Here is a 25,157-nt window from a genome sequence, read left to right as displayed (position 1 = left end):
TGTTTTATTTTTTATGATTATTCGTCAATTTGTGACATCCAACCTATTTATTCACTATTTTTTACGTAATATATAAATACAATCTGTAAATTAGATGTGATAGTGTCATACTATTTATTGTTATCAATCAGAATTATCAAAAACGGGTAACAGGATGCCACCTGTAAAATCAATCATTCCCGTCTATGAAAGTATCTCAATAAGTAATAAGTGAGTATTGTCTATATCTAAACAGAACTTAATTTTTTCATAACTGAAAGGCCAAATCTCATGATTCAATCTTTTATAAAAAAAGGCAGCTTTCAAGATTCAGTTAGTTTAATGCTAATTTCAAAAAAACTCAGTAATCTTGACGAAGTTGATGAAGTTTCCGTCATGATGGGTACCCCAGCCAATAAATCGCTGCTTACTGCAACCGGTTTTTGGGATGATATGTTTAATGAAGCAACACCCAATGATATTTGTGTGGCCATTAAAACCCATGATAATTCTTGTAATGTGGTGGCGTTGATTAGTGAACAATTGGAAGATGCGTTAAAAAATATTGCGCAGCAACAGCAAGGTGGGCGTAAATTACTCAAAGCAAGACGTTTTGCTAGCGCTAATCAAAAATTGCCTGATGCTAATTTGGTGCTTATCTCTATAGCCGGTGAGTATGCTGCTGGGTTGGCTGAACAAGCTTTGGATGATAATAAAAATGTGATGATATTTTCGGATAATGTCTCACTTGATGATGAAATTCGCTTGAAAACCAAAGCGTCAGAAAAAGATTTGATTGTAATGGGACCCGACTGCGGTACTGCCATTATTGCTGGTGCACCTTTAGCTTTTGCCAATGTCATTCCAAAGGGAAATATTGGTGTAATTGGTGCATCTGGAACAGGTATTCAAGAAGTTATTTCACAAATTGCCTTATTAAATCAAGGGATTACTCAAGCTATTGGTTTGGGTGGGCGGGATTTATCTCAAGAAGTCGGTGGCATTAGTGCGTTAACTGCGTTAGATATGCTAGCTGCGGATCAGGCAACACAGGTGATCACGTTTATTTCTAAGCCACCAGCAGAAAGTGTGCGTAAAAAAGTGATTTCTGCCATGAAGTTGATTAACAAGCCAATTGTTGCAATATTTTTAGGTTCTAACATAGATAAACCACAAGATGAAAACATTTATTTTGCCAGAACGTTGGATGAAGCGGCGCGATTATCATGTTTATTAGCTAAAGTAGAAGCAAGTGCAACTCAATTAAGTCATGCGGAACATCGTTCTATTTTAGGTTTATATACTGGCGGCACATTAGCTTCAGAAGCGGCGATGTTACTTGCTCACGAGCTTGGCTTAGCGGTTAGCAAAAATCATGATAAAGGCATCATGTTAGCGCAAAATGGTCATAAGATAATTGATCTTGGTGATGATTTTTATACTGTAGGTCGCCCACATCCAATGATTGATCCTTCAATTCGTGAACAAGAAATTTGTCAGTTAGGTGATAACACAAGTGTTGGTGTTCTATTATTGGATTTGGTTATTGGCTATGGCGCTAATACTAACCCTGCCGAATCCATTATTACTGGTTATCAAAAAGCGTGTGCTAAACGTGCTGCTGATAATCCTTTAATTGCCATTGTTACTGTAACCGGTTCTGAGCAAGATCCACAATGCCGTAGCAAGCAGATTGATGCCTTAAAAGCTGCCAATATTGTGGTAATGGACAATTTACCGGAAGCAATTTTATTGGCAAAAAAACTCATTTCACCATTAAAGCAAATACGTTCGTTAAAACAGTACCCATTACTTGATCATATTAGTGTGATTAATGCAGGTCTTAGAGGCTTTGCTGACGATCTTCAAGCATCGAATGTGCCTGTTGTGCATTATCAATGGGCACCAGTAGCGGGTGGTAATCAAAAATTAGCGGCTATTTTGAAGAAATTAAATTAAGAGGTTTTGACAATATGAATACATCAATAAATGAAGCAAATCAAGCTATTATTGAACGAATTAAAGCGGCTAGGCCTCATTGGATTGGCGTAGTTGCAGCAAAAGAAGCGGTACCAACGTTAGCACAAGGACAAAAATTATTGCATGCTGGCCCACCTATTGTTTGGACTGATATGACAGGACCAATGCAAGGTGCTTGTATTGGTGCCTGTTTATTTGAAGGTTGGGCGAAAGACGAAAATGAAGCTTTACAGTTATTACAGTCAGGTAAAGTAGAATTTATTCCTTGTCATTCAGTCAATGCCGTTGGTCCAATGGGCGGAATTACCTCTGCTAATATGCCAATGGTTGTTGTTGAGAATGTTACTCATGGTAACCGAGCATACTGTAATTTGAACGAAGGCATTGGTAAAGTCATGCGCTTTGGTGCTTATGGTGAAGAAGTCTTAAATCGTCATCGTTGGATGAAAGAATCATTAGGTCCAGCATTAAATGATGCACTTAAACTATTTGATAAAGGCATTGATTTAACTGCATTGATGGCGCAAGCCATTACTATGGGAGATGAATTTCACCAACGTAATATTGCCGCTTCTGCATTATTATTACGTACATTGTCACCAAAATTAGCTGTACTTAAACGTAGTCAAGAAGAGATGGCAAAAATCTTTGATTTTTTAAGTGTCACAGATCAATTTTTCTTGAATTTAGCAATGGCATTTTGTAAATCCGTAATGGATAGTGCCGCCCAGATTCAAGCTGGTACTATTGTTACAGCGATGACACGTAATGGTAAAGATTTTGGTATTAAAGTTAGTGGTCTTGGTGATCAGTGGTTTACCGCTCCAGTAAATACACCTCAAGGACTATTTTTTACCGGTTATTCACAGCAAGATGCTAATCCCGATATTGGTGACAGTGCTATAACTGAAACTTTTGGTATTGGAGGCGCCGCAATGGTTGCTGCGCCAGGTGTTACGCGATTTGTTGGCGCTGGTGGTGCTGATGTTGCGTATGAGGTATCAGAAGAGATGAGCGAAATATTTTTAGAACATAACATGCTATTTCAAATACCATCTTGGAATTTTCAGGGCTGCTGTATGGCATTAGATATACGCCGAATTGTTGAAACAGGAATCACACCATTAATCAATACCGGTATTGCTCATAAAAAGGCAGGTGTTGGTCAAATTGGCGCAGGAACAGTGCGTGCACCGTTAGCTTGTTTTGAAAAAGCACTAGAAGCACTGGCTAAAAAGCTCGAAGTATAATTTATGAACATTATGCATGCTAATGGCAATCGATTAAATCAACATATTGATAATTGCTTATTAAACTCGAGTTTTACGCTAAATAATCGGTATAGCTGCATGTTATCGAATCAAAATTACTTACATAAAATTAAGCCTTTGCTTGTTAGTGCGCATGCGCCAACAATCGAAGGTGCTTTATCGTTATTTAGTTTACATCAGCACACGATTAATTTAATTAATACGCATCAGCAGTTAATTACGCTTCATCGATATGCAAGTGGCATATCACCAATGGGGTGGGTGCTTAAATCTGAAGATTTTGATTATATTAAATCGGTTTTATTAAACAATGAATTCAAAATAGATCAACTCATGAATGGTGATTTGATTTGCGGTGATATTTTAATCATGAATCATACTCATAAATGTCATTTGCAAATCAAACGTGATGAAAAGCTGAGTTTCAATAAACAGTCTATTGTACAGCTATTACAACACGTCGATTATCCGACTGGATTGTTTGGCAATTTGAAAGATAATATTATTGATAAATCGCCACCGCAACTTGATTTATTGTGTGGTAAAATTAAACAATTGATGGATGGACAAGTTGTTGACATTACACCATTTATCGGTTTAGGTCCAGGTTTAACACCTAGTATGGATGATATTTTAGTGGGGATTCTCGCGGTCATTTCAAGCGATGTTCGTTTTGTCGGTAAATTAAGTCAACTAAAGCATGGCTTGTCAGCGTTATCTTTAAATTCTTTGACAACGTTAATTAGTGCATCTTTTCTAAATTATGCATTAGAAGGTAAGTTTTCGTTATTAGTACTACAGATGGTTAAGGCGCTTAACCAAAATAGGTTAGATCATTCATCAATAAATAAATTATTAAATTATGGTCATACCTCTGGCGCTGATCTTTTACTTGGTATGTGGTTAGGCATTGATCGTTTTATTTTAGAGGATTGAATCATGTTAGATACTGAAACAATGCGAACATTTACCAAAGTCGTTGAATGTAATAGTTTTTCAAAGGCGGCTAAATTACTTTATAAAACGCCAGCAGCAATTAGTTATCGCATTAAATCATTAGAAACTGACTTAAATACCCAATTATTTGAACGGACCACGCGATCGGTTTCGCTTACCTTGGCAGGTCAACATCTTTATGAACATTGTAGTCAATGGTTGCTTTGGTTATCGACCATGCCCGATGAGCTCCAGCAAATCCGTGATGGTGTTGAGCGTAAAGTCAATGTAACAATTAATAATTTATTATATGATGTTGAAGCCGTAACAGAATTGTTGGCCCATTTAAAAGAGAAATTCCCTTTTACCAATTTTAACTTTACTCGCCAAGTTTATATGGGGGTTTGGGATTCATTATTGCATGGCGAATGCCATCTTGCGATTGGTGCTACCGGTACTGAATCGCTAGATAATATGATCAATATTTTTCCATTAGGCGAAGTAAGTTGGATTTTTGTTGCCGCTAAAAATCATCCGGTAACACAAATTGAGGGGCCATTATCTAATGAATCATTACGAAAATTCCCAGCCATTAACGTTGAAGATACTTCAGTACATATGAATAAACGCGTAGCTTGGTTATTACCGAGTCAATCAGAAATTATTGTACCGAATATTTCGACCAAATTAGCTTGTCATTTAAAAGGTCTTGGCATTGGATTTTTACCAAAATCGATTTGCCAACCCTATTTAGATTCAGGCGATTTAATTGCTTGCCAAGTGGTTAACGAACGAAAACCCTCTCCATTATCACTAGCTTGGAAAAAAGCACATATGGGAAAGGTTATGAGTGAAATTGTTAATTTATTCAAATTTCATCATCCTTTAGCAAATAATTTTTTAAAAAATATTGATAAAAAACGATAAATCACTATGCCGTGTGATTATTGAAATAATTAAATATAAACAAAGGAAAAAATAAATGTTAGACCTAAACAAATATGATCAAATTAATCCGCCTACGCGGTTACTTATGGGTCCTGGTCCAATTAACGCAGATCCACGCGTGACAAGAGCAATGGCTGCTCCATTAATTGGTCAATTTGATCCTGTTATGACTGATTATATGAATCAAACCATGGAACTTTATCGAGAAATTTTCAAAACTAAAAATGAGCAAACATTTGTTATTGATGGTACCGCTCGTGCAGGTATTGAAGCGGTGCTTGTTTCTACCATTCGTCCTGGTGATAAAGTTTTAGTGCCTGTTTTTGGTCGTTTCGGTTTATTACTTTGTGAAATAGCTCACCGTTGCCGAGCAGAGGTGCATACCATTGAAGTCCCATGGGGTGAAGTTTTTGATCCAAATGTGATTGAAGATGCCATTAAAAAAATCAAACCTCGCTTATTACTTTGCGTACAAGGTGATACCTCAACGACATTGTTGCAACCATTAGATAAGATTGGTGAAATTTGTCGTCGGCATGGCGTATTATCTTATGTTGATGCCACTGCATCTATTGTTGGTAATGAACTTGAAGTCGATAAATGGCAGTTAGATGGTGTATCGGTCAGCTTACAAAAATGTCTTAGTGGCCCTCCTGGTGTTGCTCCATTAACGTTAAGCCCACAAATGGTTGATATCATTCAAGCACGAAAATGTGTGGAATTGGGTATTCGAGCAGATGGCGACAGCAGTGGTAGTGACGAAATTATTTATTCTAACTATTTCGATATTGACATGATCATCCGTTATTGGGGGGCTGAACGTATCAATCATCATACCGAAGCAACATCGATGCTTTATGCTGCGAGAGAATGTGCGCGCATTGTTTTACAAGAAGGATTAGACAATGTTATTGAGCGTCACCGTGTTAATGGTGCGGCAATGGTTGCAGGATTACAAGCTATGGGACTTGAGCTATTTGGTGATATTTCTCATAAAATGAATAATGTGGTTGGGGTTAAAAAACCAGAACATATTAATGATCTAGAAGTCCGAAACCTCATGTTAAATGATTTTGGCATTGAAATTGGCGCATCTTTTGGTCCACTTAAAGGTAATGTATGGCGTATTGGTACTATGGGATATAACGCTAGAAAGCAATGTGTAATGCAAACGTTAACTGCATTTGAAGCTGTCTTAAACCGTGTAGGCTTTAAAACAACCCAAGGTGCTGGATTACAGGCTGCTTGGGATATCTATCAGAATCATTAATCAATCAATAGTATAATAATAAGCTCACATTTGTGAGCTTTTTTATGTTTAGCTCTACTTTATTTAATACTAAAAAATGAGTTTAACAGTAGTCAAAATAAATCATTAAAACAAAATGTTATCACATCATGTTTTTAAATTATTATTAATTAAGTTAATGTAGTTGTAATGCATTACCAAAGCGTTGGTTGTGCTAGAAAATTTTTTGCTAGTGATTGTGATTAATCAGTAAAAAAACGCAGTACTCTATTATAACTATTAACGTTATTTGTTAATACGCTCTAATATAGTGTTGCAATATTTTGTTCAAAAGTTATTATATTTTTCCCCATTTATTTCAAGGCAGGATAGACAATGATCAAATCTTTTTTTTCACTCATTTTCAGTATTGTCATTTTATTAACAACCAGTTTTTCGTATGCAGATGAGCCAACTTATGTAGTCGGCGCGGGCGGTACATATCGACCATTTGAGTACGAAAATAGCGCAAAACAACTTGAAGGGTTTGATATCGATTTAATTAAAGCCATTGCAGATGTTCAACATTTTAAAATTAAATTAATTAATACACCATGGGAAGGTATTTTTGCTACCTTAGATAATGGTGAACGCGATATTATCATTTCAGGTATTACCATTACCGAAAAACGTAAAAATTCTGTTGATTTTTCTTTACCTTATTTTCCTGCTGAGCAAGTTATTGTGACTCAAAAAGGGTCGAAAATCACATCTATCGCTGATTTGAGCTCTCATACTGTTGGTGTTGTTAATGGTAGTACAGCTGATGTGGTTGTATCTAAAGTATTAGGAAAAAACAGTACGTCAATTAAACGTTTTGATAACACACCTTTGTTACTGCAAGAATTATATGAAGAAGGCATTAATGCTGCTATTGGCGATGTTGGTGTTGTTAAGTTTTATATCAAAATGCATCCCGGTAAAGAGTTTAATCTGATTTCAGATCAAAATTTTGAGCCGCAATATTTTGGTATTGCTGTTGCAAAAGGTAATGATAAATTGCGCAATATGATTAACCAAGGACTGAAAAAAATTATCGATAATGGCACTTATGCCAACATTTATTCAAAATGGTTTGATAATAATGTTCCAACGTTACCTTTAACCGATAAAGAATAATGTGGATTTTTTATGGCGTTTAATTGGGAAATAATTAATGAGTACTTGCCCTTATTTATAGAAGGGGCAAAAATGACTATAGAATGTACGCTGTTTTGTGTCATTTTAGGTACATTATGGGGATTATTGCTAGGTATTGGTCGCACTGCTTCAGCAAAATATGGGGTTTGGAAATATACATTATATTTTTTTGTACAATGGCCAGTTGGAATATATGTTAGTGCTTTTCGCGGTACGCCATTATTTGTGCAAATTATGGTCGTTCACTTTGTCCTTATGCCTTTGTTAATTAACCCACGAGATGGTTTGCTTGTATCGGATAACTTGATTTCGGTTGATACCGCTCGCTTTTTACGATCTCAATATGGTGCATTTATTTCATGCGTTACAGCCATTACTTTAAATGCTGGTGCTTATATATCAGAAATTTTTAGGGCAGGGATTGAGTCGATTGATAAAGGACAAATGGAAGCTGCACGTTCATTAGGTATGGGATATGGCAGTACCATGCGAAAAGTGATATTACCCCAAGCCTTTCGACGAATGTTACCACCGCTAGGTAATAATGCTATTGCTATTTTGAAAGATTCTTCCCTTGGTGCAGCTATTGGTCTGGCTGATTTAGCTTTCGCTGCAAGAACGTCTGGTGCGGCTTATGGCTCATATACTGAGCCTTACCTAGTCATATCTTTGGTTTATTGGATAATGACATCCTTGCTATCGCTACTGGTTAAATATTTAGAAAAAAGGTTGAGCAAAAGTGATTCACATTAAAAATCTACAAAAGCAATTTGGTGATATCCATGTGTTACGTGGTATTTCGTGTGATATTCAAGAAAAAGAAGTGATCTCGGTAATTGGTCCATCTGGTTCAGGTAAAAGCACTTTTTTACGATGCATCAATGGATTGGAAGATATTACATCAGGTGAAATTGAAGTTAATGGTTTTAAAGTGCACAATCCTAAAACCAATATTAATCAATTACGAGAATCAGTAGGGATGGTGTTTCAGCGCTTTAATCTTTTTCCACATATGACAGTACTGGAAAATCTTATTTTAGCACCTAGAGACGTGAAAAAGATGCCCAAAGATCTGGCGATTAGCAAAGCGGAGAAGTTGTTAACCAAAGTCGGGTTGATTGATAAAATTGATGCTTATCCAAGTCAACTTTCCGGTGGACAACAGCAGCGCGTGGCTATTGCTAGAGCACTTATGATGGATCCTAAAGTAATGTTATTTGATGAACCAACTTCGGCGCTTGATCCCGAATTAGTCGGTGAAGTTTTAGCGGTCATGAAATCACTTGCGCAAGAGGGCATGACAATGATTGTTGTGACTCATGAAATGGGCTTTGCTAAAGAAATGTCTACTCGGGTGATTTTTATTGATCAGGGCATTATTCAAGAACAAGGTTCACCCGATCAAATCTTTAATCATCCACAAAATGAACGAACACAGTTATTTTTAAGTAAAGTTCTATAAAACTTGAAAATAAAGGCACTAAACGTGATGTGATAATTTTATTTACGCTTATCTATCACCACCTTAAATAAAAAAACCGTTCTAAGTTGAACGGTTTTTAGTTTAGTTTTTAGCAAGCAGCTAAATTATGCTTTATATTTTTTCATCACAATTGAAGCATTAGTTCCACCAAAACCAAAACTATTTGACATAACAGTTGTCAGTTCACGTTCAGTCGGTTCAGTAATGATATTCATACCAATAGCGGCTTCATCAAGTTCATCAATATTAATGCTTGGTGTAATAAAACCATGCTCTAGCATTAATAGTGAATAAATTAGCTCTTGTGCACCGGTGGCGCTTAATGAGTGACCTGTCATTGATTTTGTGGAAGAAATAGCTGGAATATTGTCACCAAACACTTGTTTGATTGCCCAAAGCTCTTTAACATCACCAACTGGTGTTGAAGTACCATGAGTATTGATATAATCAACAGGGACGTCTAAATCTTGAATAGCAAGCTGCATACAACGCATAGCGCCTTCACCAGATGGTGCAACCATGTCATAACCATCCGAAGTCGCACCATAACCGACTAGTTCGCCGTAGATATGTGCACCACGCGCAAGCGCATGTTCTAACTCTTCAACAACTACCATACCGGCGCCACCTGCGATAACAAAACCATCACGGTTTGCATCATAGGCTCTCGATGCTTTTTCTGGCGTATCATTATATTTGGTTGAAAGGGCACCCATTGCATCAAATTCGCAAGACATTTCCCAACAGAGTTCCTCACCACCACCAGCAAAAACAATATCTTGTTTGCCCAATTGAATTAATTCAGCCGCATGACCAATACAGTGTACTGATGTTGCACAAGCAGAAGTCATGGAATAACTTACCCCTTTAATCTTAAATGGCGTTGCTAAACATGCAGAAATTGCCGATGACATTGATTTTGTTACCGCATAAGGACCTACTCCACGTAACCCTTTTTCTTTCATACCTGCAACAACATTATATTGCGTTTTAGTTGAACCACCATAACCGGCAATTAGACCAGTGCGAGGATTTGATACTTGTTCAGGGGTTAATTTGGCATCTTCTATAGCTTGTTGTAAAGCTAAATAGCCATAAATAGAAGCATCATTCATAAAGCGAACAATTTTACGATCGATTAATCCTGTTGTATCTAGTTTTACATTTCCACATACATGGCTACGCATTCCGCTATCTTTCATTTCTTGTGAAAAAGTAATGCCGCTTCGACCTACTTTTAATGATTCTAGAACTTCTTTAGTATTGTTACCGATACTTGATAGAATACCTAACCCAGTAATTACAACACGTTTCATTTAATGCTTTACTCCTAAAATTATCTGGCTTCATATGAAAAATTGATGTGATTATAGCGTACACTTGTAAGCTGAACAATACCTTATTATCTATTTTATTTAAGCTGATGAAAGATAATAATCCGTTTTCATCACAAAGCGTGATTAACTCTACGTTTTTCATTCCGGTTGTTTAGACAGTAATTATGATGAATTTACTGATCTGATGAGGTAGATCAAATAAAATTAACCTTTATTAAATTGTTGCACACAATAATATAATCCTTATAATACTGTATATAAAAACAGTAATTGTGGTGTACTATGAATGACAAAATGATTAATAAACTTGAAATATTAGCAGAATCAGCTAAATATGATGTTTCTTGTGCTTCGAGCGGCAGTTCTCGATCAAATAAACATAAAGGTATTGGTAATGCTCATAGTCGAGGTATTTGTCATACTTTTACCGCCGATGGTCGATGTGTTGCATTGCTTAAAATTATGTTGACTAATTACTGTATGTTTGATTGTGCTTACTGTATTAATCGACAGAGTAATGATATTCCAAGAGCGGGTTTTACCCCGAAAGAGTTAGCCCAATTAACAATAGAATTTTATCGTCGTAACTATATAGAAGGGCTATTTTTAAGTTCCGGTATTGTTAGAAGCCCTGACCATACAATGGAAAAGATGATCAAAGTTGTTACCATTTTGCGTAAAGAATATGATTTTAATGGTTATATTCATATGAAAGCGATACCCGGAGCAAGTAATGATTTGATTAAACAAGCTGGATTATTAGTTGATCGAATGAGTGTTAATTTAGAAATTCCAACAGAAAAAAATCTTAAATTATTGGCACCAGACAAAGATCATCAAACCATTTATCAACCCATGCGCCATATCCAACAAAATCTATTGGAAAATGTGGAAGATCGTAAAAGAATAAAATCGACTCCCAAATTTGTACCTGCAGGTCAAAGTACCCAACTGATTATTGGCGCAACGGATGAATCGGATAATCAAATTTTACAATTGACCGCTAAGTTATATAAAAGACCCAGCATGAAGCGTGTTTACTATTCAGGATTTGTGCCAGTAAATAGCTATGATAAAAGGTTACCTGTATTACAAGACGTGCCTAGAGTTCGCGAAAATCGATTGTATCAAGCTGACTGGCTTTTGCGTTTTTATGGTTTTAATGTGGATGAGATTGTGAATGACAGTTATCCGGATCTCGATTTGACAGTTGATCCTAAATTATCGTGGGCAATACGTAATCCACAATTTTTTCCGGTAGATATTAATTACGATAGCTATCAAAAAATTTTACGCGTTCCCGGTATTGGTGTTAAATCGGCCAAACTTATTGTTATGGCAAGGCGCCATCGAAAACTTAATTTAGCAGCACTTAAACGCATAGGGGTAGTTTTGAAGCGTGCACAGTTTTTTATCATTTGTCATGAGATGCGAGAATTCAAGTTACTCGACTCTTCAGCTGAATATATTCGTCTTTCTTTACAAGAACCGCCTTTGTTAAAAGCGAAAGCCGCTTCTTTACCTCAGCAATTAGTCATGGGGTTTTAGTTGATGATAGTCTTTTATTATGACAAAACTTTTGAAGGGTTACTTTGTGCCGTGTTTGACATATTCAAGTTAAAAAAAATGCCAGAGTGTTTATTGCTTGAAGGCGATGTAGCCCCTTTATTAGCGTCAGAAACGCATGTAGTTGAATTTCGTAATAGCAAATATGAACGGGTACAACTAGCACTCGAAAAAAAAATTTCTAAAATCGCGCTTAATCAGTTGTTGTATGTTTGGTTATCTGAACTTCCTGAAAGTGACTTAATTATTTTGCGCTATATCTGTAAAGTTTTTCAATCAACACATTCAATTGAAACCGATTTTGGCGATCCTGATGTGCTAACTGTGCATGATATCGCTAAAAAAGTGAGTCGCGAAAAGCATCATTTAGTGCAGTTTGTACGATTTAATGCGATAAATAATCCAATAAGCGCCAGTGAAAATAGTTTAAGTGAAAAAATTTATTTTGCGGTCATTGCACCCATTTATAATGCATTACCCTTAGTGTTAAATTTTTTTCAAGATCGTTATGCGGATCAAAAATGGGCGATTTATGATGAGAAGCGGCAATATGGCTATTTTTATAATCTTGAAAAGATTGAACGAATCTCGCTAGCTAATCATGAAGATATCGTTGTTAACAGTATGATCAATCAAGATTATATGACTAAAGATGAACAACTATTTCAAACCATGTGGCTGCGTTATTGTAACGCGCTAACTATTAAAGAAAGAGTGAATCCTAAATTGCAACGTCAACAGATGCCAAAACGATTTTGGCAATATCTACCTGAAATGAAAGGTAAATAAAAAACCGCCAATGTTAGCGGCGGTTTCATTATTTGGTAATAGTGAAAATGGCTATTGTGAATCAATATCGTTAATAAAGCTGTTAATACTCTCTTCACGTTGCTGTTGCTTTTCTTCGTCCACTTTGCCGCCCGAGGCAATAAAGTCATTACGTTGGAAGTAAGCATTACGCATAAAATTGTATGGGTCATCACTATTTTTAATAAGATCTTCATATTGAATAGCGACAGCACGCGCTTCAATACCATCAAACACACCTCGTACTAACGCCCATTGCCAATCTAACCAAACTAGTGGGGGATAAAGGGTATCAACTAATCCTCCGCCTTCTTCACGTAATGTCGCTGAACCATAGAAAGGTAACACAACGTAAGGACCATAAGGAACATCGTAATGACCTAATACATCACCAAAAGTACGTTTATTGCCTTTTTGTAATTGGGGTTCGACCATACTTGCAACATCAAAAAGACCTGCAACACCAAAAACAGTATTCAAAAAGAATCGAGCTAAATGTGTACCAGCTTTATGCACATCTCCTTGTAAAAGGTTGTTTACCATCGATGCTGGTTCGGAAAGGTTTGATGACACATTAACTATCCCTTTTCGCATAGGCGTAGGGACATAATCTTTCCATACAACAGCGGCAGGGCGTAAAACATAGGGGTCAAGCGCGTAGTAGTTTACATTGAACATCGCTTTATTAAATCCTGATAATGGATCACTATAGGTATTGGTTTCTGGTTGATAAGTTGCACAACTAGTAAGCGCCATTACAGAAAACATCATGCCAACGATTCTTTTTTTCATAATATCTTCGACAAAATAATATAAGATTAGAGATGCTGCGATTGTATCATGTTTACTTAAAATAGAAAATTTTTCGTTATTTAATTGGTATTATTGATATAAATTTATTAAAATACACGCCGCTGTGACCTCATAGTTAAATGGATATAACGAGCCCCTCCTAAGGGCTAATTGCAGGTTCGATTCCTGCTGGGGTCAGATTTTGATAAGAATATAATGATTTTAAAAAGCGTTTTTATTGAAAGTTTTACGATAAAATCTAAATAGAACCTCAACGATTGACTAAATTATATAATATCCTATATTACAAGGATTTATGCATATAAAAGCACTCGTCAACCGAGTCTACTTTTTCTCGATTTTAATCCTCCAATATACATCCGATAACTAAAATCGATCTGATTGAACTGTTATATTATTTAGCATGAAATAGCCAAAAAATAGCTATTTATTTGTACAAGGATATAACTGTTATTTTTGTCGCAATTTAAATTGTTACTTTTTATTAAGTTAAAACAGACGACTTAATTATCCGATTAATTATTATTTAACTCCAGGAAACGAATCGACATACTGAATAGTAAAATCAGGAAAAGAATCGACAATCTGTATTTTGTAATTTGGAAAACTATCGACTATTTTCCACTCTCCGGGTTTATTTGCAAAACCATTCGTTTTTTTGACCCGCAGATCGGGAAAACTTTTCACGACTTTCACCCTGTAATCGGGGAATGAATCAACAAATTTTATTTTTCCATAGATTTTTGACACATCGGGTTTTGCCTGTAGCATAAATGGAATCAGAATTAATATAATTGTTTTGATAACTATTTTCATAAAATTTCCTTTAATTTATAAAGTAAGTGTTGTTATCACTATATCTATTAATAAATATTATAATTAAAATATATCAAATGTGTTATTAAACAAATGTTAGACATGGTGTTAAATTGCGTTGAGTTAAATCAATAAGCATCTAGCACTAATTTGTTTATATTTATTTGGTTGTTGTTGATCCTTATTTAATTATAACGGCAATGAGTAAACTTTATTACAGTCTAGTAAAATCTTGCTGTTATCTTAATAGGTTTAACAATTTTATCTTGCAGTTAATGGTCATGATTAATATTGTCTTTAATTAAGAGATATAATTTATCATTTTAATATGGCGATGTGATTTTTGGAGTTTTAATACGATACTTTTTACTCTAAATAACTACTTCAAATAATCAATCCTTATACTATACCGGATATTAAAGATTTTTTTATTATTAAATTTATTCATAACACGTTATATTATGCGCCTCAAAAAATTATAAGAGACATCATTATGAAAATATTTTTAAAGGTACTATCCCTTATTAGTTTGATTAGTTTACCATTATATAGTCAGGCAAAATTACCAGAATCAATTAAAATTGGTTCAGATACTTCCTATGCCCCATTCGATTTTATTGACGCAAATGGTGAAATTACAGGTTTTAATATTGAAATAACAAAGGCACTTTGTGCTAAAGCAAATATTGAATGTGTCTTTAAAACTACTGATTTTGATGCACTGATTCCTTCACTTTTATCGAGAAAGATTGATATGATTTCGTCATCTTTGATGATGACCGAAAAACGTAAAAAGCAGATTGCGTTTTCTGATGAAATTTTTGTGACTAATTCAAGATTAATCACAAAAGAAGGTGCCAATATTATGCCTACAGTTGAATCTTTAAAAGGTAAGCGAGTAGGTGTTGAACAAGGTACTTCGCAAGAACATTTTGCTAATGAAGTTTGGCGTCCAAACGGTGTGATCATTGTCCCTTATCAAAATCAATTACAAGTGTTTTCTGATTTAGTGGCGGGGCGTTTAGATGCGTCATTACAAGATGAGGTAACCGGTAGTTATGCATTTTTAAAACAACCGCAAGGAAAAGGTTTTGCGTTTGCAGGCAACGCATTAACCGATAAAACGTATTTCGATGTTGGGGTAGGGTTAGGCTTCCGTAAAAATGATACTGAATTACGAGAGGCTTTTAATAAGGCTCTTGTTGAGATTCTAAATGATGGTACCTATAAAAAAATCAATGATAAATACTTTGATTTTAGTGTTTATGGCAATAAAAAATAATTAAGTAATGCAAGGTTATATTCCGCTTATTTTGCAAGGTGCTTTAATTACCATTGGACTAGCAATCACTTCGTTGATTGTGGCTATATTACTTGGTGTGATTTGTGCTTTAGGCAAAATGTCTAAAATAAAATTACTACGATTACTTTGTCAGGCTTATACCTCTTTAATTCGAGGTGTGCCTGATTTAGTACTTATGATGCTAATATTTTTTGGATTACAATTTGCGCTCAATAATATTACCGATTTTTTTAATATGGATATTATCGAAATTAATCCTTTTGTAGCTGGAATGATTACGTTAGGTTTTATTTACGGCGCCTATTTTACTGAAACCTTCCGAGGTGCTTATCAGTCAGTATCGAAAAACACCTTGAATGCTGCTATTGCACTTGGATTAAGTCAAACTCAAGTTTTTCGTTATGTTATGTTTCCACTTATGATGCGCTTTGCTTTGCCGGGAATAGCAAATAACTGGTTGGTTGTTTTAAAATCAACTGCGTTGGTTTCGTTATTAGGTTTATTTGATTTAGTTAAAGCAACAAAAACGGTAGGCGAAGCAACGTATCAGCCACTATTATTTGCTTTAATCGCTGGCGCGTTTTATCTGTTTTTCACCACTATTTCAAATCTTGCTTTGTGGTGGCTTGAAAAGCATTATTCCATTGGTATAACCAAAGCAAAATTATAAACAAAGAGCCTTATCATGTTAGAGATTCTTCAAGACTACTGGAAAGCGTTGTTATGGACAGATGGGTATAATATCACTGGGCTAGCTATGACGCTGTGGATTTTGGTCTTATCGGTTTCCCTTGGCGGTATTTTGTCTTTAGTTTTAGCGGTTGGTCGTAATTCAAAAAATCAATACATCAAGTTACCTATTTGGTGTTTTACCTATGTCTTTCGAGGCACGCCTTTGTATGTTCAATTATTAGTTATCTATACAGGACTTTATACATTGAGTTTTGTGCAGAATCATCAATGGGTTAATGATTTTTTTCAAAGTGGCTTAAATTGTACTATTTTAGCGTTTACCTTAAATACTTGTGCTTACACCACTGAGGTTATAGCGGGCTCAATGCGTAATGTGCCCAATGGTGAAATTCAAGCGGCAATAGCCTTAGGTTTTAACCGATTTCAATTATATCGATATATTATTTTACCAAGAGCCTTTCGTCTTGCTTTGCCTGCTTACAGTAATGAAGTTATTTTTATGTTGCACTCAACTGCATTAGCATTTACCGCAACCGTTCAAGATGTAATGAAAATTGCTCGTGACATTTATGCTGAAACATATCAACCTTTTCATGCCTTTGGTATTGCTGCGGTTATTTATCTTTGTGTTAGTTTTACATTAATTTGGGGATTTAGAAAATTAGAAAGGCGTTGTTTGGCATATATGCAAATAGATTGGTCTGTAAAAGCTAATTAAATATTCAAAATATTAAGCCATTATTGTATCAATAATGGCTTTGGTAAAATGATCATTTATATAATTAATTAGCTGCTGGGTAGCCATAGTCTTCGGTATGATCTTCATGATCTGAAGAACCCGGTAACGCTCTGGTGCGATCGATTGGTACATAACTCCCACTTGGTGTTTCGATCTGACATTCTTCTAAATAGATTGAGTACTTGGTATTAGCATGCATACTCACACCTCTAAAGTAACAATGTGTCGCATTATATAAGTCGTTACGACAGAGCACGGCTATGACTAGCCAAATGGCAACAATCGCTAATGCTACCCATTTTAAGTGTCGCCAAATAAACGACCAAAAGCCTTGTCCACGAAATCGACAATAAGCAAATATAAGTAAAAAAATCGCAACAAATCCTAAAAATTCATATAACCAAAATAGCCACATGTTGTTATCTCCTAAGCAATAATTAGTTGCTATTTTATACTAACTTTTTATTTACATCCATGACCCATTACGAATAATACCTACAGCAATACCTTCAATAGCAAAGCTTTGTTGTTCTAAATCAACTTCAATAGGTGAAAAGTCTTCATTTTCGGCCAGTAAGTGTACATGTTTACCATGGCGAGATAGTCTTTTAACGGTGACTTCATCATCAATTCGTGCAACTACCACTTGGTCATTTTTTACATCTTGGGTTTTGTGCACGGCAAGTAAGTCACCATCTAATATACCAATATCTTTCATTGACATACCGTGAACCCTTAATAAAAAGTCAGCTTGGGGTTTGAATACAGAAGGATCGATTTGATAATGACTTTCAATATGTTCTTGCGCTAGGATAGGTGAGCCGGCAGCCACTTGCCCAATAAGTGGAAGACCTTCAAAATCATGTTGATCATCGGACGTTTCGAGCAGTAGACGAATACCACGAGATGAACCAGCTATCATTTCAATTGCCCCTTTTTTAGCTAAAGCTTTCAAATGTTCTTCAGCCGCATTAGCGGAGCGAAATCCTAATTTTTGCGCAATTTCAGCGCGTGTTGGTGGCATGCCAGTTGTTTGAATATTTTCTTTGATCAAATCGTATATTTGCTGCTGACGTTCTGTTAATGGTCTCATTATCAATTTCCTGTGTTTATATACAGATATATGTGATTATATACAGCTAATACTATAAAACCAACAGTTTTGTTGATTTTATTTTTTATTGGTTGATTAATTTTTCAATATGTTGATAACTTGTTCATTTTGATAAAATCAAGTTCTATTGAAAAAGATAAATTTTGTTTTATTCCAATAGTGATCATTTTTATCATCTTAACTTAATTTTTTTATGTTGGTTTGCAATAAGTGATTTTTATTAAAAAAATTATAATATTCTGAATAAAATGTATTTTTTGTTTTTAGGTAAGAAAAATTAGCATATATAATGAGATTCAGTTATATGATATACTAATCATGGTAATTATTAGATCGGAAACTATATTCATGTCTTATATTGTTGCACTTAGTGGTGGTGTTGCCAGTGGTAAAAGTACCATTGCAAATCTTTTTGCACAATTAGGTGTGCCGATTATTGATGCTGATGTTATTGCTAGGCAAGTTGTTCAGATTGGAACTGATGCTTATCTTGAAATTGTTAAACATTTTAGCCAGGAAATCTTATTACCTGATGGTGAATTGGATCGCAGTCAATTGCGGGAAATTATCTTTAATAATTCGCATGAAAGGCTTTGGTTAAACCACTTATTACATCCGATTATTCAACAAAAAACGCAGGAACAAATTGCAAAACAGACTGCGGTTTATGTAATTTGGGTGGTGCCACTTTTGATTGAAAATAATTTACATCACTTAGCTGACCGAGTTTTGATGATCGATATTCCGAAAGCACTACAATTACAGCGTCTGGTTCAAAGAGATAATATTGATATAGCGTTAGCTCAAAAAATGATTCAATCTCAAGTTTCTGGTGAAAAACGATTATCCTATGCTGATGATATAATCATCAATAATGGTGATTTAGCTTGTTTGACTGAGCAAGTAAATGAATTACATCAACAATACTTAAATAACCTTAAAATTAATAATGGATAAGTATGGATAAGATTATTTTTGAACATCCACTAAATGAAAAGATGCGTACCTGGTTACGTGTTGAATTTTTATTAAAACAATTAGATCTACATTGTCATTTTGATCAAAATAATGCGTTACTTTTTTTTCATGCACTGTCTGAGTTATTAGAAATTATTGAACGTAATGATGTTAGAAGTGATTTGATTAAAGAAATCGAGTCTCAAAAACAAAAACTATCTTCTTGGTTAAATATTGAAGGTGTTGATCAAGAGTTAATAACCGAATTACTTAATAAATTTGATCATTATTTACTAAAATTTAATACTGCACCTCGATTAGGCCAAGCATTGAAAGATGATCGTTTTATTACCTCAATTCGCCAACGCTTAATGATTCCTGGCGGGTGCTGTAGTTTTGATCTTCCCTCTTTCTATCTGTGGTTAAAACAATCAGCAGAAAAACGAGATAGACAAGTACAAAGTTGGTTGCAGCATCTTGCTATTTTAAATGAATCGCTCTCATCATGTATGCAGTTGATACGCCAACTTGGTGAATTTAAATTATTCACTTGTGCCAATAATTTTTTTCAAGAAACCAATGGTGACATTAACCTTATTCGTATTCGTGTTTCGTTAGATAAAAATGTTTATCCACAAGTATCGGGTCATATGTCGCGTTATAGTATTCGATTTATTCCGCTTGAAGCTTGTGATAATACGAGTACCGATACGATAGAATTTGAATTAGCGTGCTGTTAATAGCCTAAAATTAAAGAGTCAAAATGAACAAAAAAATAATGCAATTTGTGAAATGTCCAACATGTCAAAAAGAGGTGGAATGGTCGGAAAAAAGTTTATTTAGACCATTTTGTAGCAAACGTTGTCAGCTTATTGATTTGGGCGAGTGGGCAGCAGAAGAACATCGAATTCCCGATAAAGAAATCACAGAACACGATCTTTGGAGTGAAGATAATCTTTCTGATTTAATAGGAAAACATTAATGAAAGTGCTTGGTATTGAAACGTCTTGTGATGAAACTGGAATTGCTGTTTATGACGATCAATCTGGTCTATTAGCTAATCAACTTTACTCGCAAATTAATTTACATGCTGATTATGGTGGTGTCGTGCCTGAGCTTGCATCACGTGATCATATTCGCAAAACGGTACCATTGATTCAAGCCGCGTTAAAACAAGCTAACATAACGGCAGAGGATATTGATGGCATCGCTTATACAGCAGGGCCCGGGTTAATTGGCGCTTTAATGGTTGGTGCATCTATCGGCCGTGCGCTTGCTTACGCTTGGAATGTGCCAGCAGTTGCTGTCAATCACATGGAAGGACATTTACTTGCCCCGATGCTGGAAGATAACCCACCAGAATTTCCCTTTGTTGCGTTATTGGTTTCGGGGGGACATACTCAATTAATTAGTGTTACAGGCATAGGTCAATATCAGTTACTCGGTGAATCGATTGATGATGCAGCAGGTGAGGCATTTGACAAAACAGCTAAATTATTGGGACTTGATTACCCCGGTGGAGCGAAGCTTTCAAAACTAGGAGAGCAGGGGATTGCAAATCGATTCCATTTTCCTAGGCCAATGACCGATCGGCCTGGATTGGATTTTAGTTTTTCAGGACTCAAAACCGCTGCTGCTAACATCATTCATCAAAACACTTGTGATGGCACTATTGATTTACAAACTAAGTCTGATATTGCTCGAGCTTTTGAAGATGCATTGGTCGACACCTTAGTAATTAAGTCACGTAGAGCTCTTGATGAAACAGGCTTTAATCGACTAGTTATTGCCGGCGGCGTTAGCGCCAATAAAACATTACGTCAACAATTATCGGTATTGATGAAAAACCGGAAAGGACAAGTTTATTATCCGAGATTAGAATTTTGTACAGATAATGGGGCTATGATTGCTTATGCAGGAATGGTACATTTAAAGGAAGGGCAGCATAGTGATTTAGCTATTGCGGTGAGACCTAGATGGCCTTTAAGTGATTTAAAGTAACAATAATATTGTTTTTAAACGTTAGTTAAAGCTCAATCAAACGATATTTAACAGTAGGCAAATGCCTACTGTTAAAATAAACACTACTGTTTGTCGTCACTGTTTTGGTCTTCGTTACTGCTGTTTTGGTTTACGGCTAATTTTTCAATATTACGATTGATATTGAATAACACACAAACTAATTCAAAGCCGATTCTTGCAGAAATAACACCAACAATAAGACCTATGACACCTGTAAAAAATGCGATAAGTCCACCTAAAAAACTGTATTGAAAACTATGGAAACTGGCAATAATGACACCTAATCCACTTAAAACTATTAACACCAGTGTTACCCAATAAAGGATAGTGATAATTACTGGTGTGATCATTTTATTGAAAAAGAAAAAATCTACTAATGAAAAACCCTCGGAATTTATAATTTTCTTCATTTTATTTCCTTAATTAAAAATTATTAATGATTATTACTTTTCATTTTAGTTAATAGCGTATACATTTAAGAATAAATAAATGAATAAAGCAATCTATTATTACACAATATTCTGAGATAACACATGAAAACTTATATTCCAGGCAAAGATGCCGCCCTTGAAGATTCCATCCAATATTTTCATCAACAACTCGCTAAATACCAATTAGAGGTAAAAGAGGCCTCTTGGCTTAATCCTGTGCCAAATGTTTGGTCGGTGCATATTCAAAACACACAGTGCCCACTCTGCTTTGCTAATGGTAAAGGCGCAAGTAAAAAAGCCGCTTTAGCTTCTGCACTAGGGGAATATTTTGAACGTTTATCAACTAATTACTTCTTTTCTGACTTTTACTTAGGACAACAAGTTGCTAATTCTGATTTTGTTCATTATCCAACTGAAAAATGGTTTGCAATACCTCAAGATAATAGCTTGCCAAAAGGAATCTTATCCGAAAAATTACTTAAGTTTTATGATCCTGATCAGGAATTAATTGCTACTGATTTAGTCGATTTGCAATCAAGTAATGCTGAGCGTGGCATTTGCGCACTGCCTTTTGTACAACAATCCGATCAGAAAACGATTTATGTACCGGTTAATTTAATTGCTAATTTATATGCTTCCAATGGTATGTCAGCGGGCAATACGCGTAATGAGGCTCGAGTGCAAGGGTTATCAGAAATTTTTGAGCGTTACACTAAAAATAAGATAATCGCTGAAGCAATAAGCTTACCAACTATTCCGCCTGAAGTCATTAACCGTTATCCAGCTGTTTTAGCCGCTATAAATGCGCTTGAAAGTGAAGGCTTTCCACTTTACTGTTTTGATGCTTCTCTTGGCGGTGAATTCCCTGTTATCTGTGTCGTATTATTGAACCCAAACAATGGTACTTGTTATGCCTCATTTGGTGCGCATCCTGACTTTGGTGTCGCGCTTGAAAGAACGGTTACGGAACTACTACAAGGACGTAGTTTGAAAGATCTTGATGTGTTTTCTCCACCAAGTTTTGATAATGACGAAGTGGCTGATTTAAGTAACTTAGAAACCCACTTTATTGACTCAAGTGGCTTAATTTCGTGGGATCTATTTAATAAACAAGCTGATTATGAGTTTGTTGACTGGGATTTTTCTGGCACAACAGAACAAGAGTTTGATAACCTTATGGCGATTTTTGCTCGACACAAAACAGAGGTTCTTATCATGGACTATGAACATCTTGGTGTTTATGCCTGTCGCATTTTAGCTGTAGGTATGTCAGAAATCTATCCGCCTGAAGATCTTTTAATTGCGAATAATAATATGGCAATTGAGTTTAGAGATCTGATTTTATCTTTACCGAATAAAAAGCTGACAGCAAAACAGTATTTGGCAATTATAGAGCAGCTAGATGAGCAGGGGCTAGATGATTTTGCTCGCGTTCGTGAATTACTTGGTATTGCAACAGGTAAAGATAATGCATGGTTAACTTTACGTGTTGGTGAGTTAAAAGCAATGTTAGCATTAGCCGCAAAAGATTTAGTTCAAGCACAAACATGGATCGATTGGACAATTGAAATGAATGAATCAATTTTTACCTCAGAACGGAATCATGCTTATCGTTGTCTGCAAACATTAGTCAGTTTTATCATTGATCGGGATAAAAAACAGTTTGAGAATTATCAAGACGCATTTAATAAAATGTATGGCAAAAATTGTGTTGATCAAATGTGGCAATATGCCAATGGTGAGAAAAAGTTTTTTGGTTTAACGGATTTATTTAACGATCCTAATATGTCAAATAACGATCTTGAACAATTTACAATGCATCAAAAATTGCTTTCTGTTTATCACAAACTGCATCAGGCAATGTTATAAGAAATTGAATTATATTCCACCGATTGTTTCGGTGGAATAAATCTAACATTGATGTTTAACCTTTTCTAGCAAAGTCTGCGGCTTGTTCAACAAGCTCCTTTTTAGGTCTAATTCCAGTGTACAATACAAATTGTTCAAGTGCTTGGATCACCGCTACATCAGCGCCAGAAATTATTGTTTTGTTTAATTTGCTTGCGTATTTAATCATTGGCGTTTCAACAGGTAATGCGACTACATCAAACACAATTTCGGCTTGTTCAATCATTGTCGTAGGGAAAGATAGTTGATCAGCTTCGATACCGCCCTGCATTCCAATTGGTGTAACATTAATAATTAATTTTGCTTGTTCAGCAGGAACTTCTGTTTCATCTTTTACCCATTTATAACCATAGCGTTTTGCCAGTGCTTGTCCTTTTTGTTGGTTTCGAGCTGCAATAATCCCGTTTTTAAAGCCTTTATCGTAAAACGCACCGATAACGGCATTGGCCATACCGCCACTCCCTTTTAGTACAAACGGCGTGGTATTTTCTATCTGATTTTCTTCAATAAGTTTAGCTACAGCAATATAATCAGTGTTATAAGCAGTTAGATGATAATTGGTATTAACAATGGTATTGACTGACTGGATTGAACTTGCTGAAACATCTAATTCATCGATAAACTCAATACACGCTTGTTTATAAGGCATTGAAATTGCACAACCGCGAATGGCTAACGCTTTAATACCATAAATAGCGTCTTTTAAATTATTGGTTGTAAATGCTTTATAAATATAATTGAGATCAAGCTTTTCATATAAGAAGTTGTGAAAACGGGTTCCAAAATTGCTTGGCCTTGCAGAAAGTGACATACAAACTATGGTATCTTTATTAATAATTCTTGCCATTGTAACGAATCCTTGTGATTATAATTGATAATTAACTTTATTTTACCACTTTTTATATTAGCGTATATTTTGATTATGGTAGCCAATAATACTGGTCCTAAAATACAGCAAGAAAAAGCAACGATTAAGGTAATGATTCATTTATATTGCCACAAAAAACATCATACTGAAAAGCATCAATTGTGTAATGAATGTGATGATCTATTGCAATATGCGATGCGAAGACTCATCTTATGCCGCTTTGGCGAAAATAAAACAACTTGCGAAAAATGCCCTAAACATTGTTATCGTAAAGATTACCAACAAAAAATCAAACAAGTGATGCGATTTTCTGGTCCAAGAATGCTAATTTATCACCCGATTATGGCATTGAAGCATTTATATAAAAATTTGTTTGATTTAAAAAAATAAAGCTATTAGTTTTATTGCTAAACGTCGTTTGAAAATAGGTTGATCATGATAGGGTTAAAGTTGCCAGTGATAAAAATAAATCATTTATTTGAGGTTGATTGTTTTAGGTGTTAATCATTCTTAACAAACATTTACATAAATACACATTACAATTTGATTATTCTATTTTACTATTAGAATGAATTTTTGATATTATCGCGCACAAATGAGTTACATTAGATGATATATAAAAGCTAATATGTTGTATTTTTAGTAAAAAACTAATGGGATTAGCTACAAGGAGTGGTAAAAATATGTTAAAATATGGTCTTAATCGGGCATCGGGCATCGGGCATCGGGCATCGGGCATCGGGCATCGGGCATCGGGC

26 protein-coding genes and 1 tRNA gene are annotated in these 25,157 nt (G+C 35.3%); 20 read left to right on the top strand and 7 right to left on the bottom strand.

The features are described 5' to 3' along the window. The first annotated feature begins 270 nt into the window (after positions 1-270). The 8 genes from fdrA to J3U63_RS00100 all read left to right on the top strand — a co-directional run bounded on the left by fdrA (position 271) and on the right by J3U63_RS00100 (position 9,004). Positions 271-1,938: an acyl-CoA synthetase FdrA gene (fdrA, locus tag J3U63_RS00135; RefSeq protein WP_267332999.1), complete on the top strand. Its 1,668-nt coding sequence runs from the start codon at positions 271-273 to the stop codon at positions 1,936-1,938. A 14-nt stretch (positions 1,939-1,952) separates the two neighbouring features. Then, on the top strand, positions 1,953-3,209 hold the full coding sequence (locus J3U63_RS00130) for a DUF1116 domain-containing protein (protein WP_267332998.1): 1,257 nt from the start codon (positions 1,953-1,955) through the stop codon (positions 3,207-3,209). A 3-nt stretch (positions 3,210-3,212) separates the two neighbouring features. Continuing rightward, positions 3,213-4,166: a DUF2877 domain-containing protein gene (locus J3U63_RS00125; RefSeq protein ID WP_267343889.1), complete on the top strand. Its 954-nt coding sequence runs from the start codon at positions 3,213-3,215 to the stop codon at positions 4,164-4,166. A gap of 3 nt (positions 4,167-4,169) precedes the next feature. Next, positions 4,170-5,093 (top strand): HTH-type transcriptional activator AllS, encoded by a 924-nt coding sequence (allS, locus tag J3U63_RS00120; RefSeq protein ID WP_267332996.1) that lies wholly within the window; start codon positions 4,170-4,172, stop codon positions 5,091-5,093. 55 nt (positions 5,094-5,148) lie between these two features. Continuing rightward, positions 5,149-6,384, top strand: coding sequence for a pyridoxal-phosphate-dependent aminotransferase family protein (locus J3U63_RS00115; RefSeq protein WP_267332995.1), 1,236 nt, complete (start codon positions 5,149-5,151; stop codon positions 6,382-6,384). 354 nt (positions 6,385-6,738) lie between these two features. After that, positions 6,739-7,521 (top strand): basic amino acid ABC transporter substrate-binding protein, encoded by a 783-nt coding sequence (locus tag J3U63_RS00110; protein ID WP_267332994.1) that lies wholly within the window; start codon positions 6,739-6,741, stop codon positions 7,519-7,521. A gap of 12 nt (positions 7,522-7,533) precedes the next feature. After that, on the top strand, positions 7,534-8,295 hold the full coding sequence (locus J3U63_RS00105) for an amino acid ABC transporter permease (protein ID WP_267370139.1): 762 nt from the start codon (positions 7,534-7,536) through the stop codon (positions 8,293-8,295). Beyond that, the gene (locus tag J3U63_RS00100) at positions 8,282-9,004 is read left to right on the top strand and encodes an amino acid ABC transporter ATP-binding protein (RefSeq protein ID WP_267332992.1); all 723 of its coding nucleotides are present in this window, start codon (positions 8,282-8,284) and stop codon (positions 9,002-9,004) included. Before J3U63_RS00105 ends, J3U63_RS00100 begins: the two co-directional genes overlap by 14 nt. Before the next feature lie 125 nt (positions 9,005-9,129). On the opposite strand, the gene fabB is transcribed toward J3U63_RS00100, so the two are convergent. Continuing rightward, the gene (fabB, locus tag J3U63_RS00095) at positions 9,130-10,341 is read right to left on the bottom strand and encodes a beta-ketoacyl-ACP synthase I (RefSeq protein ID WP_267332991.1); all 1,212 of its coding nucleotides are present in this window, start codon (positions 10,339-10,341) and stop codon (positions 9,130-9,132) included. A gap of 303 nt (positions 10,342-10,644) precedes the next feature. Here fabB and J3U63_RS00090 point away from each other — a divergent pair, with 303 nt between their 5' ends. After that, positions 10,645-11,910, top strand: coding sequence for a putative DNA modification/repair radical SAM protein (locus J3U63_RS00090; protein ID WP_267332990.1), 1,266 nt, complete (start codon positions 10,645-10,647; stop codon positions 11,908-11,910). Between the two features lie 3 nt (positions 11,911-11,913). Next, complete coding sequence (locus J3U63_RS00085) at positions 11,914-12,717, top strand: TIGR03915 family putative DNA repair protein (RefSeq protein WP_267332989.1); 804 nt, start codon at positions 11,914-11,916, stop codon at positions 12,715-12,717. 51 nt (positions 12,718-12,768) lie between these two features. Here the strand turns inward: J3U63_RS00085 and J3U63_RS00080 are convergent, their stop codons facing one another. Continuing rightward, positions 12,769-13,527, bottom strand: a complete 759-nt coding sequence (locus tag J3U63_RS00080; RefSeq protein WP_267332988.1) for an MlaA family lipoprotein — start codon at positions 13,525-13,527, stop codon at positions 12,769-12,771. A 126-nt stretch (positions 13,528-13,653) separates the two neighbouring features. Between J3U63_RS00080 and J3U63_RS00075 the strand changes: the two genes are divergently transcribed. Then, positions 13,654-13,725, top strand: a tRNA-Arg gene (locus J3U63_RS00075). A 345-nt stretch (positions 13,726-14,070) separates the two neighbouring features. Here the strand turns inward: J3U63_RS00075 and J3U63_RS00070 are convergent. After that, complete coding sequence (locus tag J3U63_RS00070; protein ID WP_065634191.1) at positions 14,071-14,319, bottom strand: hypothetical protein; 249 nt, start codon at positions 14,317-14,319, stop codon at positions 14,071-14,073. A gap of 538 nt (positions 14,320-14,857) precedes the next feature. Between J3U63_RS00070 and J3U63_RS00065 the strand changes: the two genes are divergently transcribed. Genes J3U63_RS00065 through J3U63_RS00055 form a run of 3 tightly spaced genes read left to right on the top strand, consistent with a single transcriptional unit; the run spans position 14,858 to position 17,078 of the window. After that, positions 14,858-15,646 (top strand): transporter substrate-binding domain-containing protein, encoded by a 789-nt coding sequence (locus J3U63_RS00065; protein ID WP_267332986.1) that lies wholly within the window; start codon positions 14,858-14,860, stop codon positions 15,644-15,646. A 7-nt stretch (positions 15,647-15,653) separates the two neighbouring features. Beyond that, positions 15,654-16,337 carry an ABC transporter permease gene (locus J3U63_RS00060; RefSeq protein ID WP_267370137.1) on the top strand — a complete coding sequence of 228 codons (684 nt, stop codon included), beginning with the start codon at positions 15,654-15,656 and terminating at the stop codon, positions 16,335-16,337. 15 nt (positions 16,338-16,352) lie between these two features. Beyond that, positions 16,353-17,078 (top strand): ABC transporter permease, encoded by a 726-nt coding sequence (locus tag J3U63_RS00055; protein WP_267343893.1) that lies wholly within the window; start codon positions 16,353-16,355, stop codon positions 17,076-17,078. Positions 17,079-17,142: 64 nt separating this feature from the next. Here J3U63_RS00055 and J3U63_RS00050 read toward each other — a convergent pair whose 3' ends face one another. Together J3U63_RS00050 and lexA are read right to left on the bottom strand one after the other, a co-directional pair. After that, a complete protein-coding gene (locus tag J3U63_RS00050; protein ID WP_267370136.1) occupies positions 17,143-17,514 on the bottom strand; it encodes a hypothetical protein in 372 nt (123 codons plus the stop codon). A 51-nt stretch (positions 17,515-17,565) separates the two neighbouring features. Next, the gene (gene lexA / locus J3U63_RS00045) at positions 17,566-18,192 is read right to left on the bottom strand and encodes a transcriptional repressor LexA (protein WP_267370134.1); all 627 of its coding nucleotides are present in this window, start codon (positions 18,190-18,192) and stop codon (positions 17,566-17,568) included. A gap of 369 nt (positions 18,193-18,561) precedes the next feature. Here lexA and coaE point away from each other — a divergent pair, with 369 nt between their 5' ends. The 4 genes from coaE to tsaD are packed head-to-tail and all read left to right on the top strand — an operon-like array spanning position 18,562 to position 21,171. Beyond that, positions 18,562-19,170, top strand: a complete 609-nt coding sequence (gene coaE, locus J3U63_RS00040) for a dephospho-CoA kinase (protein WP_267343894.1) — start codon at positions 18,562-18,564, stop codon at positions 19,168-19,170. A gap of 2 nt (positions 19,171-19,172) precedes the next feature. After that, entirely contained in the window at positions 19,173-19,910 is a 738-nt protein-coding gene (gene zapD, locus J3U63_RS00035; protein ID WP_267332980.1) for a cell division protein ZapD, read from the top strand. Between the two features lie 38 nt (positions 19,911-19,948). Beyond that, complete coding sequence (gene yacG, locus J3U63_RS00030; protein WP_416379730.1) at positions 19,949-20,152, top strand: DNA gyrase inhibitor YacG; 204 nt, start codon at positions 19,949-19,951, stop codon at positions 20,150-20,152. Beyond that, positions 20,152-21,171, top strand: a complete 1,020-nt coding sequence (gene tsaD / locus J3U63_RS00025) for a tRNA (adenosine(37)-N6)-threonylcarbamoyltransferase complex transferase subunit TsaD (RefSeq protein ID WP_267370132.1) — start codon at positions 20,152-20,154, stop codon at positions 21,169-21,171. The genes yacG and tsaD overlap by 1 nt, the downstream gene beginning before the upstream one ends. An 83-nt stretch (positions 21,172-21,254) precedes the next feature. Here tsaD and J3U63_RS00020 read toward each other — a convergent pair whose 3' ends face one another. Further along, positions 21,255-21,602, bottom strand: a complete 348-nt coding sequence (locus tag J3U63_RS00020; protein WP_065634591.1) for a DUF4282 domain-containing protein — start codon at positions 21,600-21,602, stop codon at positions 21,255-21,257. Between the two features lie 123 nt (positions 21,603-21,725). On the opposite strand from J3U63_RS00020, the gene ycaO reads away from it, so the two are divergent. After that, complete coding sequence (ycaO, locus tag J3U63_RS00015) at positions 21,726-23,492, top strand: 30S ribosomal protein S12 methylthiotransferase accessory factor YcaO (RefSeq protein WP_267370130.1); 1,767 nt, start codon at positions 21,726-21,728, stop codon at positions 23,490-23,492. A gap of 55 nt (positions 23,493-23,547) precedes the next feature. Here the strand turns inward: ycaO and J3U63_RS00010 are convergent, their stop codons facing one another. After that, entirely contained in the window at positions 23,548-24,378 is an 831-nt protein-coding gene (locus J3U63_RS00010) for a shikimate 5-dehydrogenase (protein ID WP_267343898.1), read from the bottom strand. A 75-nt stretch (positions 24,379-24,453) separates the two neighbouring features. On the opposite strand from J3U63_RS00010, the gene J3U63_RS00005 reads away from it, so the two are divergent. Then, positions 24,454-24,789 (top strand): nitrous oxide-stimulated promoter family protein, encoded by a 336-nt coding sequence (locus J3U63_RS00005; protein WP_267343899.1) that lies wholly within the window; start codon positions 24,454-24,456, stop codon positions 24,787-24,789. Positions 24,790-25,157 lie beyond the last annotated feature (368 nt).

It is taken from the genome of Gilliamella sp. B2838, assembly GCF_026536185.1.
Lineage (GTDB): Bacteria > Pseudomonadota > Gammaproteobacteria > Enterobacterales > Orbaceae > Gilliamella.
This window is presented reverse-complemented; position numbering and strand designations above follow the sequence as displayed.